The organism is Dietzia sp. 111N12-1, from assembly GCF_001658045.1.
GTDB classification, from domain to species: Bacteria; Actinomycetota; Actinomycetes; order Mycobacteriales; family Mycobacteriaceae; genus Dietzia; species Dietzia kunjamensis.
Genome location: NZ_LSSV01000027.1, coordinates 67,437 through 87,404 on the forward strand (window position 1 = coordinate 67,437; position 19,968 = coordinate 87,404).

20 protein-coding genes and 3 tRNA genes are annotated in these 19,968 nt (G+C 71.1%); 13 read left to right on the forward strand and 10 right to left on the reverse strand.

The features are described from left to right. Window positions 1–66: 66 nt before the first annotated feature. Complete coding sequence (locus AYO52_RS06225; protein ID WP_067714703.1) at window positions 67–576, forward strand: CopD family protein; 510 nt, start codon at window positions 67–69, stop codon at window positions 574–576. On the opposite strand, the gene AYO52_RS06230 is transcribed toward AYO52_RS06225, so the two are convergent. Together AYO52_RS06230 and AYO52_RS06235 are read right to left on the reverse strand one after the other, a co-directional pair. After that, the gene (locus AYO52_RS06230; protein ID WP_067714706.1) at window positions 544–1,515 is read right to left on the reverse strand and encodes an ADP-ribosylglycohydrolase family protein; all 972 of its coding nucleotides are present in this window, start codon (window positions 1,513–1,515) and stop codon (window positions 544–546) included. The two genes, AYO52_RS06225 and AYO52_RS06230, sit on opposite strands and share 33 nt — an antisense overlap. Window positions 1,516–1,548: 33 nt before the next feature. After that, window positions 1,549–2,364 (reverse strand): hypothetical protein, encoded by an 816-nt coding sequence (locus AYO52_RS06235; RefSeq protein ID WP_156523540.1) that lies wholly within the window; start codon window positions 2,362–2,364, stop codon window positions 1,549–1,551. A gap of 70 nt (window positions 2,365–2,434) precedes the next feature. Between AYO52_RS06235 and AYO52_RS06240 the strand changes: the two genes are divergently transcribed. Continuing rightward, the gene (locus AYO52_RS06240; RefSeq protein WP_067714712.1) at window positions 2,435–3,127 is read left to right on the forward strand and encodes an NUDIX hydrolase; all 693 of its coding nucleotides are present in this window, start codon (window positions 2,435–2,437) and stop codon (window positions 3,125–3,127) included. Here the strand turns inward: AYO52_RS06240 and AYO52_RS06245 are convergent. Further along, on the reverse strand, window positions 3,086–4,030 hold the full coding sequence (locus AYO52_RS06245; protein WP_067714715.1) for a DMT family transporter: 945 nt from the start codon (window positions 4,028–4,030) through the stop codon (window positions 3,086–3,088). The genes AYO52_RS06240 and AYO52_RS06245 overlap by 42 nt on opposite strands. Before the next feature lie 267 nt (window positions 4,031–4,297). Between AYO52_RS06245 and AYO52_RS18190 the strand changes: the two genes are divergently transcribed. The 4 genes from AYO52_RS18190 (at window position 4,298) to AYO52_RS06265 (ending at window position 7,169) form a co-directional block, all read left to right on the forward strand. Further along, window positions 4,298–4,642: a hypothetical protein gene (locus AYO52_RS18190; protein ID WP_156523541.1), complete on the forward strand. Its 345-nt coding sequence runs from the start codon at window positions 4,298–4,300 to the stop codon at window positions 4,640–4,642. Between the two features lie 77 nt (window positions 4,643–4,719). Further along, window positions 4,720–5,610, forward strand: coding sequence for an oxygenase MpaB family protein (locus AYO52_RS06255; protein WP_067714720.1), 891 nt, complete (start codon window positions 4,720–4,722; stop codon window positions 5,608–5,610). Between the two features lie 213 nt (window positions 5,611–5,823). Continuing rightward, window positions 5,824–6,168 carry a PadR family transcriptional regulator gene (locus tag AYO52_RS06260; RefSeq protein ID WP_067714723.1) on the forward strand — a complete coding sequence of 115 codons (345 nt, stop codon included), beginning with the start codon at window positions 5,824–5,826 and terminating at the stop codon, window positions 6,166–6,168. Next, on the forward strand, window positions 6,168–7,169 hold the full coding sequence (locus AYO52_RS06265) for a hypothetical protein (RefSeq protein WP_067714726.1): 1,002 nt from the start codon (window positions 6,168–6,170) through the stop codon (window positions 7,167–7,169). Before AYO52_RS06260 ends, AYO52_RS06265 begins: the two co-directional genes overlap by 1 nt. 59 nt (window positions 7,170–7,228) lie before the next feature. Here the strand turns inward: AYO52_RS06265 and AYO52_RS06270 are convergent. Together AYO52_RS06270 and AYO52_RS06275 are read right to left on the reverse strand one after the other, a co-directional pair. After that, a tRNA-Arg gene (locus tag AYO52_RS06270) sits at window positions 7,229–7,301 on the reverse strand. A 47-nt stretch (window positions 7,302–7,348) separates the two neighbouring features. Then, window positions 7,349–7,440, reverse strand: a tRNA-Ser gene (locus tag AYO52_RS06275). Between the two features lie 105 nt (window positions 7,441–7,545). Here AYO52_RS06275 and AYO52_RS06280 point away from each other — a divergent pair. The 3 genes from AYO52_RS06280 (at window position 7,546) to AYO52_RS06290 (ending at window position 11,645) form a co-directional block, all read left to right on the forward strand. After that, complete coding sequence (locus AYO52_RS06280) at window positions 7,546–8,604, forward strand: pyridoxal phosphate-dependent aminotransferase (RefSeq protein WP_067714728.1); 1,059 nt, start codon at window positions 7,546–7,548, stop codon at window positions 8,602–8,604. Between the two features lie 122 nt (window positions 8,605–8,726). Further along, window positions 8,727–10,463, forward strand: a complete 1,737-nt coding sequence (locus AYO52_RS06285; RefSeq protein WP_082923816.1) for a bifunctional UDP-sugar hydrolase/5'-nucleotidase — start codon at window positions 8,727–8,729, stop codon at window positions 10,461–10,463. 255 nt (window positions 10,464–10,718) lie between these two features. Then, a complete protein-coding gene (locus AYO52_RS06290) occupies window positions 10,719–11,645 on the forward strand; it encodes an alpha/beta fold hydrolase (protein WP_082923817.1) in 927 nt (308 codons plus the stop codon). Window positions 11,646–11,688: 43 nt separating this feature from the next. Here AYO52_RS06290 and AYO52_RS06295 read toward each other — a convergent pair. Continuing rightward, window positions 11,689–11,774, reverse strand: a tRNA-Ser gene (locus tag AYO52_RS06295). A 140-nt stretch (window positions 11,775–11,914) separates the two neighbouring features. Between AYO52_RS06295 and AYO52_RS06300 the strand changes: the two genes are divergently transcribed. Further along, window positions 11,915–12,955: an NAD(P)H-quinone oxidoreductase gene (locus AYO52_RS06300; protein WP_067714731.1), complete on the forward strand. Its 1,041-nt coding sequence runs from the start codon at window positions 11,915–11,917 to the stop codon at window positions 12,953–12,955. Here AYO52_RS06300 and AYO52_RS06305 read toward each other — a convergent pair. The 4 genes from AYO52_RS06305 to AYO52_RS06320 form a co-directional block, all read right to left on the reverse strand. Further along, window positions 12,942–13,493 (reverse strand): PadR family transcriptional regulator, encoded by a 552-nt coding sequence (locus tag AYO52_RS06305; RefSeq protein ID WP_067714734.1) that lies wholly within the window; start codon window positions 13,491–13,493, stop codon window positions 12,942–12,944. The two genes, AYO52_RS06300 and AYO52_RS06305, sit on opposite strands and share 14 nt — an antisense overlap. A 4-nt stretch (window positions 13,494–13,497) precedes the next feature. After that, on the reverse strand, window positions 13,498–14,478 hold the full coding sequence (locus AYO52_RS06310; protein WP_067714736.1) for a nitronate monooxygenase family protein: 981 nt from the start codon (window positions 14,476–14,478) through the stop codon (window positions 13,498–13,500). 100 nt (window positions 14,479–14,578) lie between these two features. Continuing rightward, window positions 14,579–15,931 (reverse strand): polysaccharide pyruvyl transferase family protein, encoded by a 1,353-nt coding sequence (locus tag AYO52_RS06315; RefSeq protein ID WP_067714739.1) that lies wholly within the window; start codon window positions 15,929–15,931, stop codon window positions 14,579–14,581. 92 nt (window positions 15,932–16,023) lie between these two features. After that, complete coding sequence (locus AYO52_RS06320) at window positions 16,024–17,040, reverse strand: NADP-dependent oxidoreductase (protein ID WP_067714742.1); 1,017 nt, start codon at window positions 17,038–17,040, stop codon at window positions 16,024–16,026. A gap of 66 nt (window positions 17,041–17,106) precedes the next feature. On the opposite strand from AYO52_RS06320, the gene AYO52_RS06325 reads away from it, so the two are divergent. From AYO52_RS06325 to AYO52_RS06335, 3 genes are read left to right on the forward strand one after another with little or no spacing between them, the layout of a single operon-like run. Beyond that, the gene (locus AYO52_RS06325; protein WP_067714745.1) at window positions 17,107–17,994 is read left to right on the forward strand and encodes an ABC transporter permease; all 888 of its coding nucleotides are present in this window, start codon (window positions 17,107–17,109) and stop codon (window positions 17,992–17,994) included. A 12-nt stretch (window positions 17,995–18,006) separates the two neighbouring features. Next, the gene (locus AYO52_RS06330; RefSeq protein WP_067714748.1) at window positions 18,007–18,825 is read left to right on the forward strand and encodes an ABC transporter ATP-binding protein; all 819 of its coding nucleotides are present in this window, start codon (window positions 18,007–18,009) and stop codon (window positions 18,823–18,825) included. Then, window positions 18,815–19,936 carry a glycosyltransferase gene (locus tag AYO52_RS06335; RefSeq protein WP_241504393.1) on the forward strand — a complete coding sequence of 374 codons (1,122 nt, stop codon included), beginning with the start codon at window positions 18,815–18,817 and terminating at the stop codon, window positions 19,934–19,936. Before AYO52_RS06330 ends, AYO52_RS06335 begins: the two co-directional genes overlap by 11 nt. The last annotated feature ends 32 nt before the right edge of the window (window positions 19,937–19,968 follow it).

Below are 19,968 nucleotides of genomic sequence, written 5' to 3' on the forward strand. Positions count from 1 at the left end.
CGGACTAACGACTCCGCCCGCCGGGCCGATAGATCAGAATGAGCTACGGGCCCGGACGGAGCAGGCATGAGTGAGAACATCATCGGCGTCGAGGGCGGAACCCCGATGCACTTCATCTCCGAGGGCGGCACCCTCTCTTGGCACCACCAGTCGGCCGAGACCGAGGAGACCACAGCGTGGTGTGGCGAGGTCGTGGACGTCGATACCAGCGCGGTCACTGCGTGGGAGCCGATCTCCCTCAAGGGAACGCTGTCCTGCCCCCGGTGCGGTCTGGCCGGCGGGGTCCTCGAGGGCACGTTCATCCGCGTCTTCCGGCAGGAACCGGGCCAGACCCGGGCTGAGGCATTGGCGGCCTACCACAGGTACCGCCTGGGGCCTCGCAGGATCTGGTCCCCGAGCGACCCCCGATCCCCGGGGGCCACACGCTGGTCCGTCAGCGCGCGGGGCCGGGAGGGACGGGTTCATATCCAGGATCCGCCCGAGAACATGGATCCAGACCAGACCGAGGAGTTCGCGAAAGCGCTCCTGGCAGCGGCCGAGCAACTACGCGCGTGGAAGGCAGGCGTCGATCGATAGCCGCTCGAGTTCGCGTGACCCGATACCCGGGTAGCCGTGGCAGATGTCCCGCCACTGCGCCGGCACGGCCGACGCACCCCAGCGCGCGCCCAGCAGGCCCCCGGCGATGGCGGCGACCGTATCGGTGTCGCCTCCGATCCCGATCGCCGTGACCAGTGTGTCGGCGAGGTGCCGCCCGGGATAGGCGGCGGGGATCGGCGTGTGGCGGATCGCCGACCACGCGGCCTGCAGCGCGGCCACCACCCAGCCGTTGCGGCGGAACCGTTCGGGCGGCCCCTGTTCGGCCTCGTCGATGCAGGCCTCCCAGTACTCCCGGTCCGGCCCGTCGAGGTGCGCCAGTCCGCCGCGGAGGTCCAGAACCTGCTCCCGCACGGCGCGGTCGATGGCCAGCGACCACAGGACGCACGCCTGGGCGGTGCGCGGGTCGGAGTGGGTCAGGTCGCTCACGGCCGTGGCTGCCCGGACGATCGCCCCGGTGTCGCCGAGGTGGGCCAGGGCGACGGGTGCGGTCCGCATGAGGGAACCGTTGCCCGCGGAGTGGTGACTCCGCCTGAAGTGCTCCTCGGCCGCCTCCCGCGCGGCGGCGGCCGTCGGCGCGGGCCCCGCGGCCCGCAGGACCGCGGCGGTCTGGTTGCCGATGTCCGGCGGGCCGGAGTCGTACCACCGCCCGAAGTTGCGGGTGACCTCCGAGAGCGCCTCGTCCGTGAGCAGGCCCCCACCCCTGGCGGCCACGTCGAGCACGCACCACGCCATGGACGTGTCGTCGGTCCACTGTCCGGGCGCGAACCCGCCCAGTCCGCCGCCGATCATCTGCGGCCCCTCGGGACCGAGCGGCGCGGAGCCGTACTCGTATCCGGCGCCGAGGGCGTCCCCCACGGCGGTACCGAGCATCACCCCGGCGACCCGGTCGTCCCACCCCCGGTCTCCACTGCCCGTCATCACGCCACCTTCCCTCCGAGCCGGTACGCCAGCTCATCCCGGTTCTGTTCGAGGTCCTTCGCGAACGCGCGGAGCATGCCCTCGATGTTGTCCGCCGAGAGCGGGCGCGCGGGGACGGTGATCCGCTGGAACACGTCGCGCCCGCTGAGGTACCAGGTGCTCCACATCCCCTTGCTGCCCGAGCAGATCCACCTCGACCGCGGTGTTGCGACGGCTGTACACGCCGCGGACCACGAGGGCCCAGGCCTGGACCAGCCCGCCGTCGGGGCTGAAGATGACGAACACCGTGGTGCCGGCGACGGTGAAATACACGTCGCCGTCGTCGTCGACGCCCGGCTCCTGCCCGAACATCCTCCCCACGGCCTCCACCACCACCGGACGCAGCGCGTCCGGACCGCCGCGGACCCCACCGTCCGTACGGCCGTCCGGCCCACCCGGCGCGTCCGCGTCCGCGAGCCCCAGGGACTCCGCCAACTCGGCTGCTCCGCGTCCGCTCGCGCGGGCCGTGAACAGCTGGGGGTGCGGCAACCGCAGGTCCTCGCGCGCCACGCGGACGATCGCGTCCGCCAGTGCGAACGCCCCGTCGGCGCCGGCGCTGGCCACGACCTCCTCGGCCGCCGTGCTGCCGGCGATCCCGCGGGTGACCCACATGAATCCCCGACCACGGTCCGACCGGACGACGAGCTGTTGGCTCCATCCCTCCGGCCCGGGCGGGGCCACCAGCGCCAGCGCGTCACCGTCCCCGACAGCACCGATCCGCAGGATCAGCGTGTCCAGAAACACGCCCCAGGCGCACTCGGTGGCCTCGCCGCCGACCCCGTCCATGCCGTCGTCTCGTCGATTTCCCATGACCCCTCCACTCCTTTAGCACTCCAGGCGCGCTAAATATTAGCACGCCAATCGCGCTAAAGTGAAGGCCATGTCCGATCTCGATAAGTTCCCCCGGCCCGCCGTGGCCGTGGACCTGGCGATCCTCACCGTGACAGGGGTCGGCGGCACCGACCCCGAGCTGCGGATATTCACGCAGTCACGTACCGATCCGGACGGTCGCGCGCTCCCGGGCGCCTTCCTGCGTGAGCGGACGACCGTCGCCGAGACCGCGGACCACGTACTCCGCGAGAAGGTGGGGATCGCGCCGCACGAGACCATCCGTCCGCGCCTACTGCGGCTCTTCGACGACCCGGAGCGCGACGGGCGGACGTGGGCCGTCTCCGCCGCCCACGCGCTCCCCCTGCCCGAGTCCGCGCTGGCCGGAGCGAACGGCGAACTCACCCGCGTCACCGCGGACGGTCGGCTCGACGGCATCGAGTCGCTACTGTTCGACCACGACGCGATCGTCGACGCCGCGATCCGCGACGTCCGCGAGCGCTACGAGATCCGCCTGCGCTACGTCGACGTGGGCCCCGACCCCGACGGCTTCCTGGCCGAACCGTTCACGCTGCTCCAACTGCGTCGCGTGCACGAGGCCGTGATCGGCGAGGAGCTGCACAAGGACAACTTCGCGCGCCGGATGCGACCGCACCTGGAACCCGTCCTGGACGACGACGGCGAGGTGGCGCTGTCCACGGCCCTACGCGGTCGCCCGGCCGCGCTCTTCCGGCGCGCGCGCTGAGGCGTCCCGCGCCGCCCGCGACCGCAGCACCAGGGTCACGCCGACCGCACTGATCGCCATGCCGACCACGGCCGGGAGGGTGATCGGGACACCGAACATGAGCCACACCCAGACCATGGTCGTGGGCGGGGTGAGGTAGAGCAGCACGCTCGCGACGGTGGCGCCACGGGTGCGGGTGACAAAGACGAAGAGGACGTACCCACACAGGGTGGACAGGAACACCAGCCAGGCCACCGCCGCCCAGAAGTCGGGTTCGGCCACGGGCGCCGCCTGGCCGGTCACCAGAGCCGCGGACATCAGGGTGACCCCCGCGACGACGGACTGCATGGTGATCGACTGCAGCAGCGTCTCGGAGGGCCGCAGCCGCTGCGTGAGAACCGTGCCCGTGGCCAGACTGAGCATGCCCGCCGCCGGGAACAGGTACGCCCACCACGGGGCGGCGCCCGCGTCGAGACCGCCGGAGACCACCACCACGACGCCCGCCATCCCCAGCACCATGCCGACCCACATGCCGGCCGTCGTGCGCTCGCCGAGGACCCTGCCCGCCACCGTCGCCACCAGCAGTGGCTGGAGCGCGGCGATGAGCGCCGCGGTGCCGCCGTCGACGCCCCGGGAGACCCCCTCGAAGATCATGAACAGGAAGAACGCCTGACTGAACAGGCCCAACACCGCCTGCCGCGTCCACGCCGCGCGATCGTTCAACCGCACCCCCAGCACGAGGCAGACGGTCACCAACAGCACGCCGAGGATCGAGAACCGCCAGCCCAGCAGCTGCAGCGGGGTCCCGTCGGCCCGGATCCCGAGTTCCGCGCCGACATAGCCCGAGCTCCACATGAGCACCAGGGCCACCGACGCCAGATGGCCGGCGTTGCGGCGGAGCGCCTCTCGCGCGGGCTGAGCCATCGGCACAGCCTACGAAGCGGCCGACCTCGTCGTCGTCGTACTCTCGCGTCCCACCCCCGGCCCGTGGCCGTTCACCCCTCCGCGCTCACTCCTCCGCGCTCACCCCTCCGCGTCGACGATCACCGTCCCGGCCTCGAGCCGGGTGTTCGTGGGGCCGCCACCGCCTCCTCGAGCGACGACGGCGCGCGGTCAGAGGTCGGACTGTGGTTTCTGTCGCGGCTCCGGGACGGGCCCCACTCGTCGGGCGTGGGGGAGGCGGTCGGGTCCATGGGATTCGCACTCGCGGTCATCGGGGTGTGCATCCTTATCGGCGGGACGCGGCTGCGGTGGCTGTTCCGGCCGGTACGGGTGCTGGGCGCGATGCCCCTGACCGCGTACACCGCACATCTCCTCGTCTGGGCGGCGTGGATCGCCATCGCGCGCGCCGAGGGCCGACAGTTCGACCCGATGGACGACTTCCGCGCCCTGGACCCGTTCTGGCCGATGACTCTCGGGGGGACGGCCGGGTGCGCCCTCTGGGCGGTGTTCGTCGGGCGAGGCCCCCTCGAGACAGCCGTCTCGCGGCGCGCGGTCGCGGACCTTCCTCACCGTATGCGTCGGCACGAAGTATGAAGGACTTATTATCGACGGTGTTGGTCGGGCTCTCACCGACCATTACCCCCCGATCCACCGAACCCGAAGGTGACTCCATGACCAACACCCGCGTGCCCCTGCGGCTCTCCGACGCCCCTCGCTCCGACGACGGCTACTACGGCCCCGACAGCATCTCCTGGCGGGTGTTCTCGGACCCGGCCTCGGGGCTCGGCGCCAAGAACGCGCTCTTCCTCCAGATGCTCGAACCGGGCATGATGACCCACTTCGATCGGGTCTCGCTGACCAGCGAGGGCGCCGACGAGATGGCCGCCCGGTTCGACCGCACGGCCGCCTACCTGCGGGACTCGGTCTTCGCCGACACCGCCCACGCGGACGCGGCGGCCAAGCGCGTCGACCACCTCCACGAGATGGCGACCTGGACCAACCCGGAGAGCGGAGAGGTGGAGGAGGCCAAGCAGCCGGAATGGATGCGGTGGACGTGGTGGACGTACATCTGGTCGGCCGTCCGGGGCTACCAGGAGTTCGGCCCCGGCCTGAGCGCCGCGGACGCGGACCGCCTGGTGATGGAGTCGCACATCGGCGCGGACAAACTGCACGTCCCCGGCCCGCACCTCGAGACCTTCGCAGCGGTCGACCAGTACGTCACCGAGGGCCTCGACACCAAGGCGTTGACCATCTTCGCCGCGATGGCCGGCCACTCGCTCCGACACCCGGACGCGAAGGGCCCGGTGGCCAGGTGGGTCACCCGCCAGATCCTCAACGGCGTGCTGTCGCTGCTCCCCGATCAGGCCAAGCTGTTCTTCGCCGTGGAGGACCGCAGCGCCAAGGAGTTCGCCCGCGGGGCCCGGTTCACCAAGCTCGTCGCCACACTCGCGCGGAAGAACCGGACCGCCGAGGACCTCATCGCGCAGGCGATCGGCGAGTCCGTCGCGGCGCCCTACCAGCGGGTGCGGGTCAAGAAGACCAAGGCCTCGTCGGCTTCCTGACGCGTCGACCGCGAGATCCCCCACAGGCCCGACCCCGACAGTGCGCCGGGCCGCGGCCTCCCGACCTGCGGTGCCCTGCACACCGTCTTCAGGGCACCGCAGGTCAGAGCCGGTCGATGGCGGAGTGTCACGGTGCAACGGGCGACGCGAGGGGGCCCGCGCCGAGGTTGTGCCCCATTTACATAGTGTGTGTCACACACTATCGTGTGCCGCATGGGCGACGACGTGGACGCGGCACTGGGCACCCACCTGCAGGAACTCCGGCGCGGGTCGGTCGTCCTGGCGAGTCTGCTGGCCTGCCGGACGCCCAGGTACGGGTACGCCCTGCTCACCACGCTGGCCGAGGCGGGAATCGCCACCGAGGCCAACACCCTCTACCCGTTGCTGCGCCGCCTCGAGGGACAGGGCCTGCTCACCTCGACGTGGCGGACCGAGGAGCCCAGGCCCCGCAAGTACTACGAGACCACCGCGCTCGGCACCGAGACCGCCGAGCGCCTGCACGCCGAGTGGCTGGCATTGGGTGCCGGCTACACCGATCTGCGGAAGGCGGACGAGTGATGTCCACACTGACCGATCGCTACATCTGCGAGGTGGTCCGCCACCTCCCCGAGGACCAGCGCGGCGACATCTCCTCGGAGATCGCCGCGACCATCGCCGACATGGTCGCCGCCGAACCCGACGCCGGGAACGACGCCAGCGGGGCCGAGCCGGCCGGGACCGCCGACCGCGATTCCGCCGAGCGCGCCGTCCTGGCGCGACTGGGCGACCCTGCCGAACTCGCACGCCGCTATGCCGGCACCCGCCAGTACCTCGTGGGCCCGGACGTCTACCCGGTCTGGGCCCGGGTGCTGCGATGGCTCCTGCCCGTCGTGGGCGTCATCGCCGCCCTGGCCGGCGGCATCCTCTACGTCTCCACCGCCGCGGAGCCGGCGCTCGGCGGCCTCATCGGCCAACTCGTCAGCTCCGTCGCCGCCGCCCTGCTGTGGGCATTCGCGGCCTGGACGCTCGTTGTGGTGATCATCGAGCGGACGACCCCGGAGGGCGAACGCAGTCCGTTGACCCTGACCCCCACCTGGGACCCGGCGCACCTCGACGGGCCCCGGGGCGGGGCGGACACCCGCGTTGACGCAATCGTGTCGCTGGTGATGCTGGCCATCCTGGTCGCGGTGCCGTTCGTCCCGTCGACGTTCCTGTACATCGGTCATCTCAACGTCGGCGAACCGCTCGTGAACCCCGCCATCCCCACCGGGTGGCTCACGGGGTACGTGCTGCTGATCGGAGCGCTGGCGCTCGTCCAGGTGTGGCGCCTGGTGAGGCCGGGCAGGTCACCGGCGCGGCTCGGCATCGACGTGGTGGTCGACGTTGTCTTCGGCGTCTTCCTCACGGTCCTGGTGCTGAGCCACGACTCGGTGATCCACCCCGATCTCGTCCCGGCCGACGGCGGTACGGCGGCCACCGCGATCCGATGGAGCGTCATCGCCACTATCTGGGTGATCGTGGTCTGGGACCAGGTCGAGACCCTGCGCGCATACCGGCGGGGGGCCGCGAACGCCGCGTGAACACCGCAGGCCGGAAATGGCGAACGCCCCCGTCCGCGTGGACGGGGGCGTTCCCTCTGTGCGCCCGAAGGGACTCGAACCCCTAACCTCTTGATCCGTAGTCAAGTGCTCTATCCATTGAGCTACGGGCGCAATATTCTTCTGTCGTGCCAGCTATCCGGTCACCCGGATCCCCGGCATGGCGGAGGCGAGAGGATTTGAACCTCCGGTCCCCTTTGAGGAGGACAACTCATTAGCAGTGAGTCCCATTCGGCCGCTCTGGCACGCCTCCTGGAGGCTCTGCTGAGCCAACGAGGAATTACAGTACACACAGGCCGGGCCGGTGCGCAAAACGGCCGGACACCGGGCCCGCGGGGGGTGGTCCTACCCTGTAGTCATGTCCCCCGACGTGCGCAGCGACCTCGACGCCATCCCCGCCTACATTCCGGGCGCCTCCGTACCGGGCGCGGTCAAACTCGCGTCCAACGAGACCACCGCGGGCCCGCTCCCGAGCGTGGCGGCGGCCATCGCCGAGGCCGCGGCGGGAGCCAACCGCTACCCGGACATCACCGCCGGCGCGCTCGTCGACCGGCTCGCGGACTTCCTCGACGTGCCCACCGAGAACGTCACCGCCGGCTGCGGCTCGGTCGCCCTGTGCCAGCAACTGGTCCAGGCGGTGTGCGCACCGGGCGACGAGGTGATCTTCGGCTGGCGGTCCTTCGAGGCCTATCCGATCATCGCCCGCATCGCCCACGCGGTGCCGATCGCGATCCCGAACCGGGCCGACGGATCACTGGACCTCGACGCGATCGTCGCCACCGTGACCGCCCGGACCCGGCTGATCTTCGTCTGCACGCCCAACAACCCGACCGGCCCGGCGGTGACCCGCGCCGAACTCCTCGCGTTCCTCGACCGGGTCCCCGAACGCGTCACCGTGGCCCTGGACGAGGCCTACTACGAGTACATGCGGTCCGAGGACCCGGTCGACGGCGTCGCCGAGGCGATGTCGCGGCCCAACGTGGTCTCGCTGCGCACCTTCTCCAAGGCCTACGGCCTGGCAGGCCTGCGCGTCGGTTACCTCGTCGGCCCCGTCGGCCTGGTGGTGCCGGTGGCGAAGATGGTCGTCCCGTTCTCGGTGAGCTCCCTGGCGCAGGCCGCCGGCATCGCCTGCCTCGAGGCCGGGGACGAGCTGCGGGCCCGCACCGACGCGGTCGTCGCCGAGCGCTCCCGCGTACGGGATTCGCTGCTCGACATGGGGCACGCGGTCCCGGACACCCAGGCGAATTTCGTCTGGCTCCCCCTCGGGGACGCCTCGGCGGACTTCGACGCCCACTGCCGCGAGCACCTGGTCGTCACCCGCTGCTTCGCCGGGGACGGGGTTCGGGTGTCCATCGGGGATCCAGCGGAAAACGATCGATTCCTCACTGCCGCCCGGAATTTCGTGACCAGAACGTAATGCTCCCGGCGGGGTCCCGTGACCTCGCGAGGGCAGCATGGTCCGGGTTTGGGGGAGCAGGTCACGATCTCGCGCTCCCCGGATCGCGGGGTCTGCGAGTCCCCGCCCTTCTAGGAGACGATGTGCAGCAGAAGAGTTCAAGGCACGAGGTGAACTCCGCAGCTATCCACACGTCCAGAACGGACCGCGTCGGGCCGGTCGCTTTCGCACTGTTCGCGGCCGTGGTCCTCGTCGCAACCCTCGCCTCGCCGCCGCGTGCCGACGCGCAGACCAGCAGTCCCTGGAGCCCGGCGGCGGAGACCCGGTCGGTCCGCATCCTGGGGATCGGGGAGTTCTCCGGTGCGCTGTCCCGGCCCGTGGGGTTCCAGGGCGAGCTCCGTGACGGCTCGGGCAACGTCCGCCCCGCCGGTGGCGGGCCACACCTCGCCGCCACGGTCGGGAAGCTGCGCGACCAGGCCGAGGACTCACTGCTGCTCGCCACCGGCGACTCGATCGGCGGGACCGCCCCCGAGGCCGCGTTGCTGGGTGACCGAGCGACCATCGAGTACTTCAATCGGCTCGGTGTGGACGGGGCCGGCGTGGGACGACGCGAACTCGAGAAGGGCGCCGACCACGTCCGATCCCTGGTCACGCCGGGGTGCGTGACCGAGCGGGATTGCCGAGTCGATCCCCCGCTCCCGCCGTTCCGCGGGGCGGCGTTCCCGTTCCTGGCGTCCAACGTCATCCCGTCGCCCGATTCGGCCCCCACCTTCCCCTTCGCGATCCACCGTGTCGGTGACGTCCGGGTGGGGGTCGTGGCGGTGACCTCCCCGTCGACGTCCGTTCCGGAGACGACCACGCGGTTGGCCGACCCCCTCCGCGCGATCGACGAGACCGTGGAGTCACTGCGGTTCCTGGGCGTGGAGGCGATCGTCGCCATGGTCCAGTCCGACGCCGTCCACGACAATCTCGACCCGGCGGCCTGCCCCGACGAGCTCACCGACTTGGATCTGGTCAAGCAACTCAACCCAGCCGTGGACGCCCTGATCGTGGGAGCCTCCGGCGGCCCGGCCACCTGCCGCGTCTTCGACTCGGACAACGACGAACGCGTCGTCGTGGCCCCCGCGTCCCACGGCCGGTCCGTCACCGTCGTCGACCTGGCGGTCGACCCCTCCACGGGCGATGTGATCCGGCCCCAGACGTCGGTGTTCAACCAGACGGTCAACCTCGACATAGAACCCGATGCCGGGACCGAGGAGCTCGTACGCCAGGCCCGGGCCGCCGCGGCGCCGCAGGCCCGCGAGGTCATCGGCACCGCCGACGAGACCATCGAGCGGGACATGGACGCGAACGGCGAGTCACCACTGGCGGACCTCATCGCCGACGGCCAGCTCCACGCCGCCCGGGGCCGGGGCGCCGACCTGGCCCTGTCCAACCCGGACTCCCTGCGCACCGACCTCCCCGCCGGTCCCCTCGACTACGCCGACCTGCACACCGTGCAGCCCTACGGGGATCGCCTCTACCTGGTCACCGTGACCGGGGAGGAACTCCGCGCGGCCTTCGACCACTTCGCCGACGACATCGGCCGCAACGGCCCGGCGGTCTCGTCGAACGTGCGCTACACCGTCGACCTCCGCCGCCCGCCCGGAGCGCGGGTGTCGGAGATAATTATCGACGACGAGCCCGTCGACCCCCGGCGCGAGTACACCGTCGTGGTGAACGAGTTCCTCTCCTCCCCCGAGTGGGACGGCTCAGTCCTGGCCGAACGCGGGGACCGCCGCGAGGCCGGGGTGACCGATCTCGACGCACTGCGTCGCTATGTGGCCGAGGAGGGCCCGCTGAGCGCCCCCGAGACCGGCCGGATCAGCGTCGTCGGCTGACGAGGCCCGACAGTCGCACCGGCTCGCCGCGAGCCGGGCTCGGCACGGCACGCCGGGGGCCGACACGGGGGGCACCTCTCAGCGCCGCAGGCCTGTCAAAGAGTAAGATCGGCTTCACTCTCCGAGATTTCGGTCGCCCCCGTCCAGTGCGCCGTGCCCACCCAAGGAGAAAAAAGGTATCCCGCCTTATTGACTCCTGAGGAAGTGGTGGCCATGTCGTCGCGAAGACCCGTCGTGGGACCGAGGCACTTCCTCATGCGTGGTGCGGCCCTGGTGGGCGGCGCTCTCACCCTGGTCGGCTGCATGACGACGACCGCCATCCCGCAGGTCGACCCGACCTACGCGGGAACCGTCCGACTGGACGAGGTCACGGTCCAGCGTTTCGAGTACCCGACCCGGGGTTCCGACGCCGATCCCGAACAGAACTGGGCGGACTTGTACCTGCCGTCCGGGGCCCAGGGGGTCGACACCGTCCCCCTCGCGGTCCTCATCCACGGAGGGGCGTGGCAGAACCAGCTGGGTGCGGACATCTTCGATCCCCTGGCGCGCGAGTTGGCGAGCCGCGGGATGGCGGTCTACAACGTGGAATACCGCCGGGTCGGGTCCGGCGGCGGCTGGCCCGTCACCTTCCGGGACATCGCGGACGCGCTCGACCACGTGGTCGAGGTGGACCGGCGTTTCCCCCAGATCACGACCGACGACGAGGTCGTGGTGGGCCACAGTGCGGGCGCGCAGCTCGCTGTGTGGGGCGGCACCCGCCACCTGCTCGAGGACGACGAGGTGGGCGCCAAGCCCGCGTTTCGGCCCACGCGCGTGATCTCGATAGCCGGACCACTGGACATGGTGTACGCGGCGACCCACGGGGACGACAGGATCGTCACGGCGATCGGCGGGACGCCCTCCGAGTTCCCGTGGCGGTACGCGTCGGTGGACCCCATCCAGAACATCGACACCGGCACACCGGTCGTCGCGATCCACGGCAACCGCGACGCGACCGTCTCGGCGGAGAACTCCCGGCGCTACGTCGAGGAGGTCACCCGCCAGGGAGGGCGCGCCAAACTGGTCCTGCTCGAGGGTGAAGACCACGTCTCGATCGTGTCGGGCAAGTCCCGCTCGTACCCGCGGGTGCTGGAGATCATCCGCTACGTAGCGGCAGCGGACCTGCAGGAGGCGACCGCCTGAGCCGGCCCTGCCTCGAATCGGGCCCGCGCGGATCGGACCTGGGCGGAAGTGGAGGGATTTGAACCCCCGGTGCTGTTTAGGCACGCTCGCTTTCAAGGCGAGTGCATTCGGCCGCTCTGCCACACTTCCCCGCCGCCTGCCGCGACACGCACGACCGCGTGGTTCCACGTGGAACCCGCGTTGACGACGCCGTTCATCGTAGTGGACCGCGGGCGTGCGCACCCAGCCCGCCTGCCCTCGGGCCTCCATCCCGGCTACCGTCGGAGGACATGAAGGCAATCGCATATGACAACGGCCCCGACACCCTGCGCCTGACCGAGGTCGACGACCCTGTCGCCTCCGCCGGCGAGGTACTCATCGATATCGCGGCCTCCGCGGTGAACCGGGCCGACCTGCTGCAGTCCAGGGGCCACTACCCGCCGCCGCCCGGCGCCTCGGAGATCCTCGGCCTCGAGTGCTCGGGCCGCATCTCGGCGGTCGGCGAGGGCGTGGAGGGCCTGGCAGTGGGCGACGAGGTGTGCGCGCTGCTGGCCGGCGGCGGGTACGCCGAGAAGGTGGCCGTCCCGGCCGGGCAGGTCATGCCGGTCCCCGCCGGGGTCTCGCTCCACGAGGCCGCGTCGCTCCCGGAGGTGGCGTGCACCGTGTGGTCGAACCTGGCCATGACGGGCGGGCTCGGCCGCGGCGTCCTGGCCGCGCAGGCCCGCTGGGGCGACACCGACCTCGGCGCCCCGCGCGTGCTGATCCACGGCGGCGCCGGCGGCATCGGCTCGCACGCGATCCAGGTGTGCCGCGCCCTCGGGGCCCGCGTCGCCACCACCGCCGGCGGGCCGGAGAAAGTGCAGATGTGTCGCGAACTGGGCGCGGACCTGGTGATCGACTACCGGGACGAGGACTTTGTCGAACGGGTCAAGGACTGGACCGACGACGACGAGCGCGGCCGCGGCGTCGACCTGATCCTGGACGTGATGGGCGCGAAGTACCTGGAGGAGAACATCGCCTCCCTGGCGCCGGACGGTCGCGTCATCGTCATCGGCCTCCAGGGCGGAGTCAAGGGTGAGCTCAACCTGGGCAGGTTGCTACCCAAGAGAGCCGGCATCCTCGCGACCAACCTCCGGGCCCGCCCCGCGGACGGCCCCGGCGGCAAGACCGGAATCTGCCGGGAGGTCGTGGACCAGGTGTGGCCGATGGTCGCGGCCGGGGACGTCACCACCCGGGTCTCCCGCGAGATCCCGCTCGACCGGGCCGCAGACGCACTGGCCCTGCTGGAATCGGGCGAGAGCCACGGCAAGATCCTGCTCACGGTCGACTGAGGCGGTCCAACACCTCCAGGGTCTCGTCGCACCAGCCCACCCACGCCTGTTCCGCCTGGATGCCCAACTTGAGCACCTGGTGCTGGAGCGCACCCCGGACCTCGACGGGGTCGCGGTCCGCGAAGTCCTGCTCCTCGATCTCCCGGTACCGCCGCAGATTCTCCACCCGCTGGCGGCGGTGGTACCCGAGGGCTCGCCGAAGGTCATCCACCCTGCCAGTGGCCGCGGCCGCGCGGACACGGACCGCGAGGCTCGAGCGCATCGGTTCGGGCTCGTCGTCCTCCCCGATCCACTCCACCAGCAGGTCCCGGCCGGTGTCCGCGACGGCGAACCTCCTGGGTTGTCCCCGCCGCGGCGGTCCCTGCTGCGGCAGCTCGTGGATGAGGCCCGCGGATGCCAGCCGATCTAGCTCCCGGTAGATCTGCTGATGGGTCGCGGGCCAGAAGTACCCGATCGACTTGTCGAACCGGCGCGCGAGTTCGATGCCGCTGCCCTCCCGCTCGGTGAGGGAGGTGAGGATCGCGAACTTCAGCGACATCGGGTCAGCGGGTCGCGGGCAGACCCGCGGTGAGGGCCGCCACCGCGTCGTCGTACTCGGACCGCAGCCGCTCGACCAGTTCACGGACGGTGCCGACCGCGTCCACCGCGCCTACGCCCTGACCGGCGCCCCAGATGTCGCGCCACGCCTTGGAGTCGGCGGTCCCCCCGGAGCCGAAATCCATGGCCGAGGGATCGGACTCGGGCAGATCGTCGGGGTTCAGGCCGGCGGCCTCGATGCTGCCCCGCAGGTAGTTCCCGTGGATGCCGGTGAAGAGGTTGCTGTAGACGATGTCGCCGGCACCGCTGTCGACGATCATCTGCTTGTAGGCGTCGGTGGCGCGGGACTCCTCGGTCGCGAGGAACGCCGAACCCACGTAGGCGAGGTCGGCACCGGCCGCCCGCGCGGCGAGGATCGAGCGACCGTGGGCGATGGCCCCGGACAGCAGCAACGGGCCGTCGAACCACTCGCGGATCTCGCTGATCAGCGCGAACGGCGACTGGGTGCCGGCGTGTCCCCCGGCGCCCGCGGCGACCGCGACGAGCCCGTCCGCGCCCTTCTCGACGGCCTTGCGGGCGAACCGGTCGTTGATCACGTCATGCAGGACGATGCCGCCGTACGAGTGGACGGCCTCGTTGACCTCCTCGCGCGCACCGAGGGAGGTGATGACGATCGGCACCTCGTGCTCGACGACGGTGGCCAGGTCCTGCTCGAGCCGATCATTGGAGCGATGGACGATCTGGTTGACCGCGAACGGGGCGACGTACCGGTCGGGATTCGCGGCGGCGAACGCCTCGTTGCTCTCCCGCACCTGCTCGATCCACTCGGCCAGCGCCGACTGCGGCCGAGCGTTGAGCGCCGGGAACGACCCGATCACCCCCGCCTGACACTGCGCTGCCACCAGCTCGGGGCCGGAGTAGATGAACATCGGCGAGGCGACCACCGGGACGGTGAGCGGGCCGGCGAGCACTGAGGGAAGGGCCATGAGCAGTCCTGTCGTGAGCGGGGCGGAGCAGACTTCTCCCCCGACCGTACGGTCGCGCCGACTTTTGTGCAACTAGTTGCACAAAGCGGTTGTGTCGCCCTCAGCGGCCGGGCCGGTAGATCTCCCGGGCGAGGCGCTCCGCGCCCTCCACGAGTGCGGCGACGGCGGCCGGATCGATGCCGCCCGCCGCGGGCACCCCGGAGACGACGGAGCGCGGGTCCTCGTCCGCCGGCACCGAAGTCCACTGCGACCCGGCAGCGAGCAGCGAACCGTGCTTGACGTCGTAGTAGGCGGACCCCGACCGCAGTGCCACCCCGGAGGCCCCGCGGGCCGCTGCGAAGAGATGCGGATGGAAACGGGTGGTCAACCACACCTGTCCCGGCCGGGCGGGCAGACCCGTTGCCCACAGTTCCTGGAACGGCACGAAACGCGCGCGGGGCAACCGCAGGTCGGCCAGGGCGCGGCCCACCTCGTCGTCGTCGCCGTCTCCACCCTCCCCACCGCCGGCACCGGACGCGGCCGCCGCGCGCGCACACACCCTGTCCCACACCACCCGGTCCCCACCGGGGATCGACTCGACGACGGTGATCCGCTCGCCCGGCACCGCCCACGCCGCGAGGATCCGCGCGATGGTGTCCGCGAGGACCTCCGGCTCCACCAGGTCGGACTGGGCGCACAGCACCAGGTCGCGGCACGCGTACGGGTCGGGCGAGTAGACGGGGTGGTCACCGGCCTCGACGCCACCCGCCGCCGACAGGGCGAGCCAGCCGTCGTCGGCCACGTGGCGGACCGGCACCCCCGTGCCCGTGAGGAGCTCGAACGAGTCGGCGTCACGGACGGTGACCAGGTCGTAATCGCGCAACGCCCCCGCCAACCGTCCGGCGTCCCCGCACGGCACGAACCCCTGACCGGTGGCCACCACGCGCGCGCCCGCCGCCCGGCCGGCCTCCCCCGCCGCCGCGACCACGCCCAGGTGATGCGGCCACAGGTCGTTGACGTAACCACCGCCGATGAGGTGGACGACCGACGCGCTGCGCAGCAGGTCGATTCCCGTGGCCAGGGCCGGACGCAGCCCGGGGTCGCCCACCGCGGCGCGGCAGAACCCGATCGCCTCGTCGGCGCCGGCGTGCTCGGAAGCCAGGCGCCACAGGGTGTCGGTGAAGAGCACGTCCGGGTGCTCGGAATGGTGCAGGACCGCCGCCTGGCCGGGCGTGTGGCAGTCCACCACGACGGGCGTCCCCGGCAGTGCGTGCCGCAGGTAGCGCAGCCACCCCGCCAACAGCTGCTCGTCGCCGTGGTTGGGGTGACCGGCCGGAGCGACGAGGTACACGGGCCGCTGGCCCTCCCGCGGCCGGCCCCACCGGGCGTCCGCGGTGGCGCGCGCGGCGTCGAGCCGGCGACGGGCCCGTCGTCTCAGGCGGGCGGCGGGCGCGGCTCGGCGAGTCGGCGTCATGACGTCAACCCTGCCGCACCCCCGTGGCGCCCCGCCTCCCGGGTCAGACCGCCGCCGGCCGCCGGACCGGACTGGGGGTCAGATCGGTGGGATCAGATCCGCACGAGCATCTTGCCCACGTTCGCGCCCTTCATCAGATCGAGGAACGCGTCGACCGAGTTGTCGATGCCGTCGACGACGGTCTCGTCGAACACGATCTCGCCCGAGGCGACCCACGGGCCGACCTTCTCCGCGAACTCCTTGAACAGATGCATGTACTTGTTCACCGTGAAGCCCTGCAGGGTGAGGCCGCGGGTGATGGCGTGCCACATGTTGTCCGGCCCCGGCGCACGCTCGGTGGCGTTGTAGGAGCTGATCGCGCCGCACAGGGCCAGTCGGCCCCCGTCGTTCATCAGGTCGAGCGCGGCCTCGAGGTGGTCACCGCCCACGTTGTCGAAGTAGACGTCGATACCCTCACCGTCGCGGGCGCCGAAGTGCCCCCGCAGGAGCTCACGGACCGAGCCGTCCTTGTAATTGATCGCGGCGTCGAAGCCGTAGCGCTCCGTGCACGTGGCGACCTTCTCCGCGCTGCCGGCCGAGCCGATGATCTTGGACGCGCCCTCGAGCCTGGCGATCTGGCCCACCGCGGAGCCGACGGAACCCGCCGCACCCGAGACGAACACCGACTCGCCCGCCCGGAACCGTCCGATGTGCATGAGGCCCACGTACGCCGTGAGCCCGGTGGTGCCGAGGATGCCCAGGTACGCCGAGACCGGCACGCCGTCGATCTCCTCCACCACGCGGAACTGCCGACCGTCGGCCTGCGCGACGTCGCGCCACCCCAGGTCGTGCAGGACCACCGCACCGACGGGGTGGGCGTCGGACCGCGACTCGACGACGCGCCCCACCGCGGCACCGGTCATGGTCTCGTCGAGCTCGAACGGCGGGATGTAGGAGCGCCCCTCGTTCATGCGGCCGCGCATGTAGGGGTCCACGGAGACGTACTCGTTGGCCACCCGCACCTCGCCCTCGGCGAGCTCGGGCAGGTCGACGGTGACCGTGCGGAAGTTGTCGTGGGTCGGCCATCCACGTGGGCGGCTGGCGAGCTGGATCTGCGTACTGGTCGTCATCTCTACTGTCTACGCGCACTCGCTGCGGGGCTGCCACCGCCGGCCGCTCTAGTAGGCTTCCCGATCGTGCAGGACCAGCCCCTTCCCGATCCCACCCCGGCGACGCTCCCCGACGAGCGCGTGCGCGGCGAGATCGTCAACGACTCCCACACCTTCCGCCGGGCCATCGCCGACCTGCGGCAGGGGCTCAGCCAGCGCGAGCTGTGGTTGTCCCTGGGATGGCAGGACATCAAACAGCGCTACCGGCGGTCCACGCTCGGACCCCTGTGGATCACCATCGCCACCGGTGTCATGGCCGTCGCGCTCGGCCTGCTGTACTCGATCCTCTTCCAGATCCCGCTCGCCGAGTTCCTCCCGCACGTCACCGTGGGCCTCATCATGTGGGGCTTCATCTCCGGGTGCATCAAGGAGGGCTCCGAGGTCTTCATCGCCAACGAAGGCCTGATCAAGCAGTTGCCCAGCGCGTTGAGCGTCCACGTCTACCGCCTGGTCTGGCGGCAGTTCCTGTTCCTGTGTCACAACCTGGTGATCTGGGTGGTGCTCATGCTGGTCTTCCCGCGCCCCCTGGGCTGGGACCTGCTGCTGTCCGTCCTGGGACTGGCGGTGCTCATGATCAACGGCGTCTGGGTGGCCATGCTGTTCGGCATCCTCGCCACCCGGTTCCGCGACATCGCGCCGCTGCTGGACTCGATGGTGCAGCTGCTGTTCTACATGACCCCCATCGTCTGGACCACGCAGACGCTCTACGAGCAGGGCGGGGAGATCGCCGAGCGGGCCCGGATCGCCGAGCTCAACCCGCTCTACCACTACCTCGAGATCGTCCGCGCCCCCATGCTCGGGGAACCCACCGCCGCCTATCACTGGTGGATCGTCCTGGGCTGCACCGCCGTCGGTCTGGTCCTCGCGTTCGTGGCCCTGCGCCAGTTCCGCTCCCGAGTCCCGTACTGGGTGTAGGAGATATATCCCATGAGCTCCGCTGTCCCCACGCCCGGCGGCGTGTCCATCGACTGCGTGGACGCCTGCGTCGACTTCCCGATCTTCGACGCCAAGTCGCGATCGCTCAAGAAGGCCGTGCTGGGATCCGCCGGCGGCGCGATCGGCCGGAACGCGTCCAACGTCGTCGTCGTCGAGGCCCTCAAGGACATCACCCTCTCCCTCCGGGAGGGCGACCGCATCGGGCTGGTCGGCCACAACGGGGCCGGCAAGTCCACGCTGCTGCGCCTGCTCTCCGGCATCTACGAGCCCACCCGCGGGGCCGCCCGGATCCGCGGTCGCGTGGCGCCGGTCTTCGACCTGGGCGTCGGCATGGACCCGGAGATCTCGGGCTACGAGAACATCATCATCCGCGGGCTGTTCCTCGGGCAGACGCGCAAGCAGATGAAGGCGAAGGTCGAGGAGATCGCCGACTTCACCGAGCTCGGCGAGTACCTCGACATGCCACTGCGCACCTACTCCACCGGCATGCGCGTCCGCCTGGCGATGGGGGTGGTGACCTCCATCGACCCCGAGATCCTGCTGCTCGACGAGGGCATCGGTGCCGTGGACGCGGAGTTCATGAAGAAGGCGCGGGTCAAGCTCGCCGAGCTGGTCTCCCGCTCCGGCATCCTCGTGTTCGCCTCACACTCCAACGAATTCCTCGCGCAGCTGTGCGACTCGGCCATGTGGGTCGACCACGGCCGGATCCGCCAGCGCGGCAGCATCGAGGAGATCGTCACCGCCTATGAGGGCCCCGAGGCCGGGCGCTCGATCGGCGAGTACATCGGCAGGATGCACCATGAGGACTGAGCGGCAGGGCGCGGGCCGCCCGGGCGGTGCGGGCGACACGCCCGGGTCGGACGCCCCTGCGGTGATGGGCTCGGACCTGCGCGCCCAGAATGGTCCCGACACGCAGCACAACCCCGCCGGAAGCGAGCATTCCGCCAGCGCAACCCAGCGGGGCGGCGACGGGCGGCGCGTCGTGGCCGTGGTGGTCACGCACCGCCGGCTGGAGCAGCTGCGCGCCTCGCTCGAGGTGGTGTGCGGCCAGACCCGCCCGATCGACCACCTGGTGGTGATCGACAATGCCGACGAGCAGGCCGTGCGAGAACTGGTCGAAGCCCAGCCGGTCGAGGCCACGTACATCGGCTCCACGCACAACCTGGGTGGCGCGGGCGGGTTCGCACTGGGGATGCTCCACGCCCTGGCCACCGGGGCGGGCCTGGTGTGGTGCGCCGACGACGATGGCCGCCCCGAGGGGCCCGAGGTGCTGGCGACCCTGCTGGGCTGCATGGACCGCCACGGGCTGGCCGAGGTGTCGCCGGTGGTGTGCGACCTCGACGATCCCGACCGTCTGGCGTTCCCGCTGCGGCGCGGCCTGGTGTGGCGACGACACCGCTCCGAGCTGTTCACGGTCGGCGGGGCCGGTGGGACGGGCGGGGCCGGTGGGACGGGCGGGCCCGCAGCACCGGCCGAGGACCTGCTGCCCGGCATCGCGTCGCTGTTCAACGGCGCGCTGTTCACCGCCGACTGCCTGGACCGGGTGGGCGTTCCGGATCTACGGCTGTTCATCCGCGGCGACGAGGTGGAGATGCACCGCCGGCTCGTCCGCTCCGGCCAGCCCTTCGGCACCTGCCTGACCACCGCCTACCTGCACCCGCAGGGCTCGGACGAGTTCAAGCCGATCCTCGGCGGCCGGATGCACACCCAGTTCCCCGACGACCCGGTCAAACGCCACTTCACCTACCGCAACCGCGGGTACGTGCTCACCCAGCCCGGCAATCGGCGACTCATCCCCCAGGAGATCCTGCGCTTCGGCTGGTATTTCCTGGTGACGAGGCGCGACCCGGCGGGCCTGCGCGAGTGGCTGCGACTGCAGCGGATGGGCGCCGGCGAGCGGTTCGACAAGCCCGGCGGCTGACCCACGAAATCCGCTACCGCGAATCCGGATCC

Excerpts from the sequence above, each read along its gene's own strand:
- AYO52_RS06245 (WP_067714715.1), bottom strand. The coding sequence starts at position 4,030 with ATGGCTCAGCCCGCGCGAGAGGCGCTCCGCCGCAACGCCGGCCATCTG.
- AYO52_RS06235 (WP_156523540.1), bottom strand. The coding sequence starts at position 2,364 with ATGGGAAATCGACGAGACGACGGCATGGACGGGGTCGGCGGCGAGGCC.
- AYO52_RS06225 (WP_067714703.1), top strand. The coding sequence starts at position 67 with ATGAGTGAGAACATCATCGGCGTCGAGGGCGGAACCCCGATGCACTTC.
- AYO52_RS06255 (WP_067714720.1), top strand. The coding sequence starts at position 4,720 with ATGACCAACACCCGCGTGCCCCTGCGGCTCTCCGACGCCCCTCGCTCC.
- AYO52_RS06320 (WP_067714742.1), bottom strand. The coding sequence starts at position 17,040 with ATGACGACCAGTACGCAGATCCAGCTCGCCAGCCGCCCACGTGGATGG.
- AYO52_RS06280 (WP_067714728.1), top strand. The coding sequence starts at position 7,546 with ATGTCCCCCGACGTGCGCAGCGACCTCGACGCCATCCCCGCCTACATT.
- AYO52_RS06290 (WP_082923817.1), top strand. The coding sequence starts at position 10,719 with ATGCGTGGTGCGGCCCTGGTGGGCGGCGCTCTCACCCTGGTCGGCTGC.
- AYO52_RS06305 (WP_067714734.1), bottom strand. The coding sequence starts at position 13,493 with ATGTCGCTGAAGTTCGCGATCCTCACCTCCCTCACCGAGCGGGAGGGC.
- AYO52_RS06260 (WP_067714723.1), top strand. The coding sequence starts at position 5,824 with ATGGGCGACGACGTGGACGCGGCACTGGGCACCCACCTGCAGGAACTC.
- AYO52_RS06315 (WP_067714739.1), bottom strand. The coding sequence starts at position 15,931 with ATGACGCCGACTCGCCGAGCCGCGCCCGCCGCCCGCCTGAGACGACGG.
- AYO52_RS06230 (WP_067714706.1), bottom strand. The coding sequence starts at position 1,515 with ATGACGGGCAGTGGAGACCGGGGGTGGGACGACCGGGTCGCCGGGGTG.
- AYO52_RS06265 (WP_067714726.1), top strand. The coding sequence starts at position 6,168 with ATGTCCACACTGACCGATCGCTACATCTGCGAGGTGGTCCGCCACCTC.
- AYO52_RS06330 (WP_067714748.1), top strand. The coding sequence starts at position 18,007 with ATGAGCTCCGCTGTCCCCACGCCCGGCGGCGTGTCCATCGACTGCGTG.
- AYO52_RS06300 (WP_067714731.1), top strand. The coding sequence starts at position 11,915 with ATGAAGGCAATCGCATATGACAACGGCCCCGACACCCTGCGCCTGACC.
- AYO52_RS06335 (WP_241504393.1), top strand. The coding sequence starts at position 18,815 with ATGAGGACTGAGCGGCAGGGCGCGGGCCGCCCGGGCGGTGCGGGCGAC.
- AYO52_RS06240 (WP_067714712.1), top strand. The coding sequence starts at position 2,435 with ATGTCCGATCTCGATAAGTTCCCCCGGCCCGCCGTGGCCGTGGACCTG.
- AYO52_RS06310 (WP_067714736.1), bottom strand. The coding sequence starts at position 14,478 with ATGGCCCTTCCCTCAGTGCTCGCCGGCCCGCTCACCGTCCCGGTGGTC.
- AYO52_RS18190 (WP_156523541.1), top strand. The coding sequence starts at position 4,298 with ATGGGATTCGCACTCGCGGTCATCGGGGTGTGCATCCTTATCGGCGGG.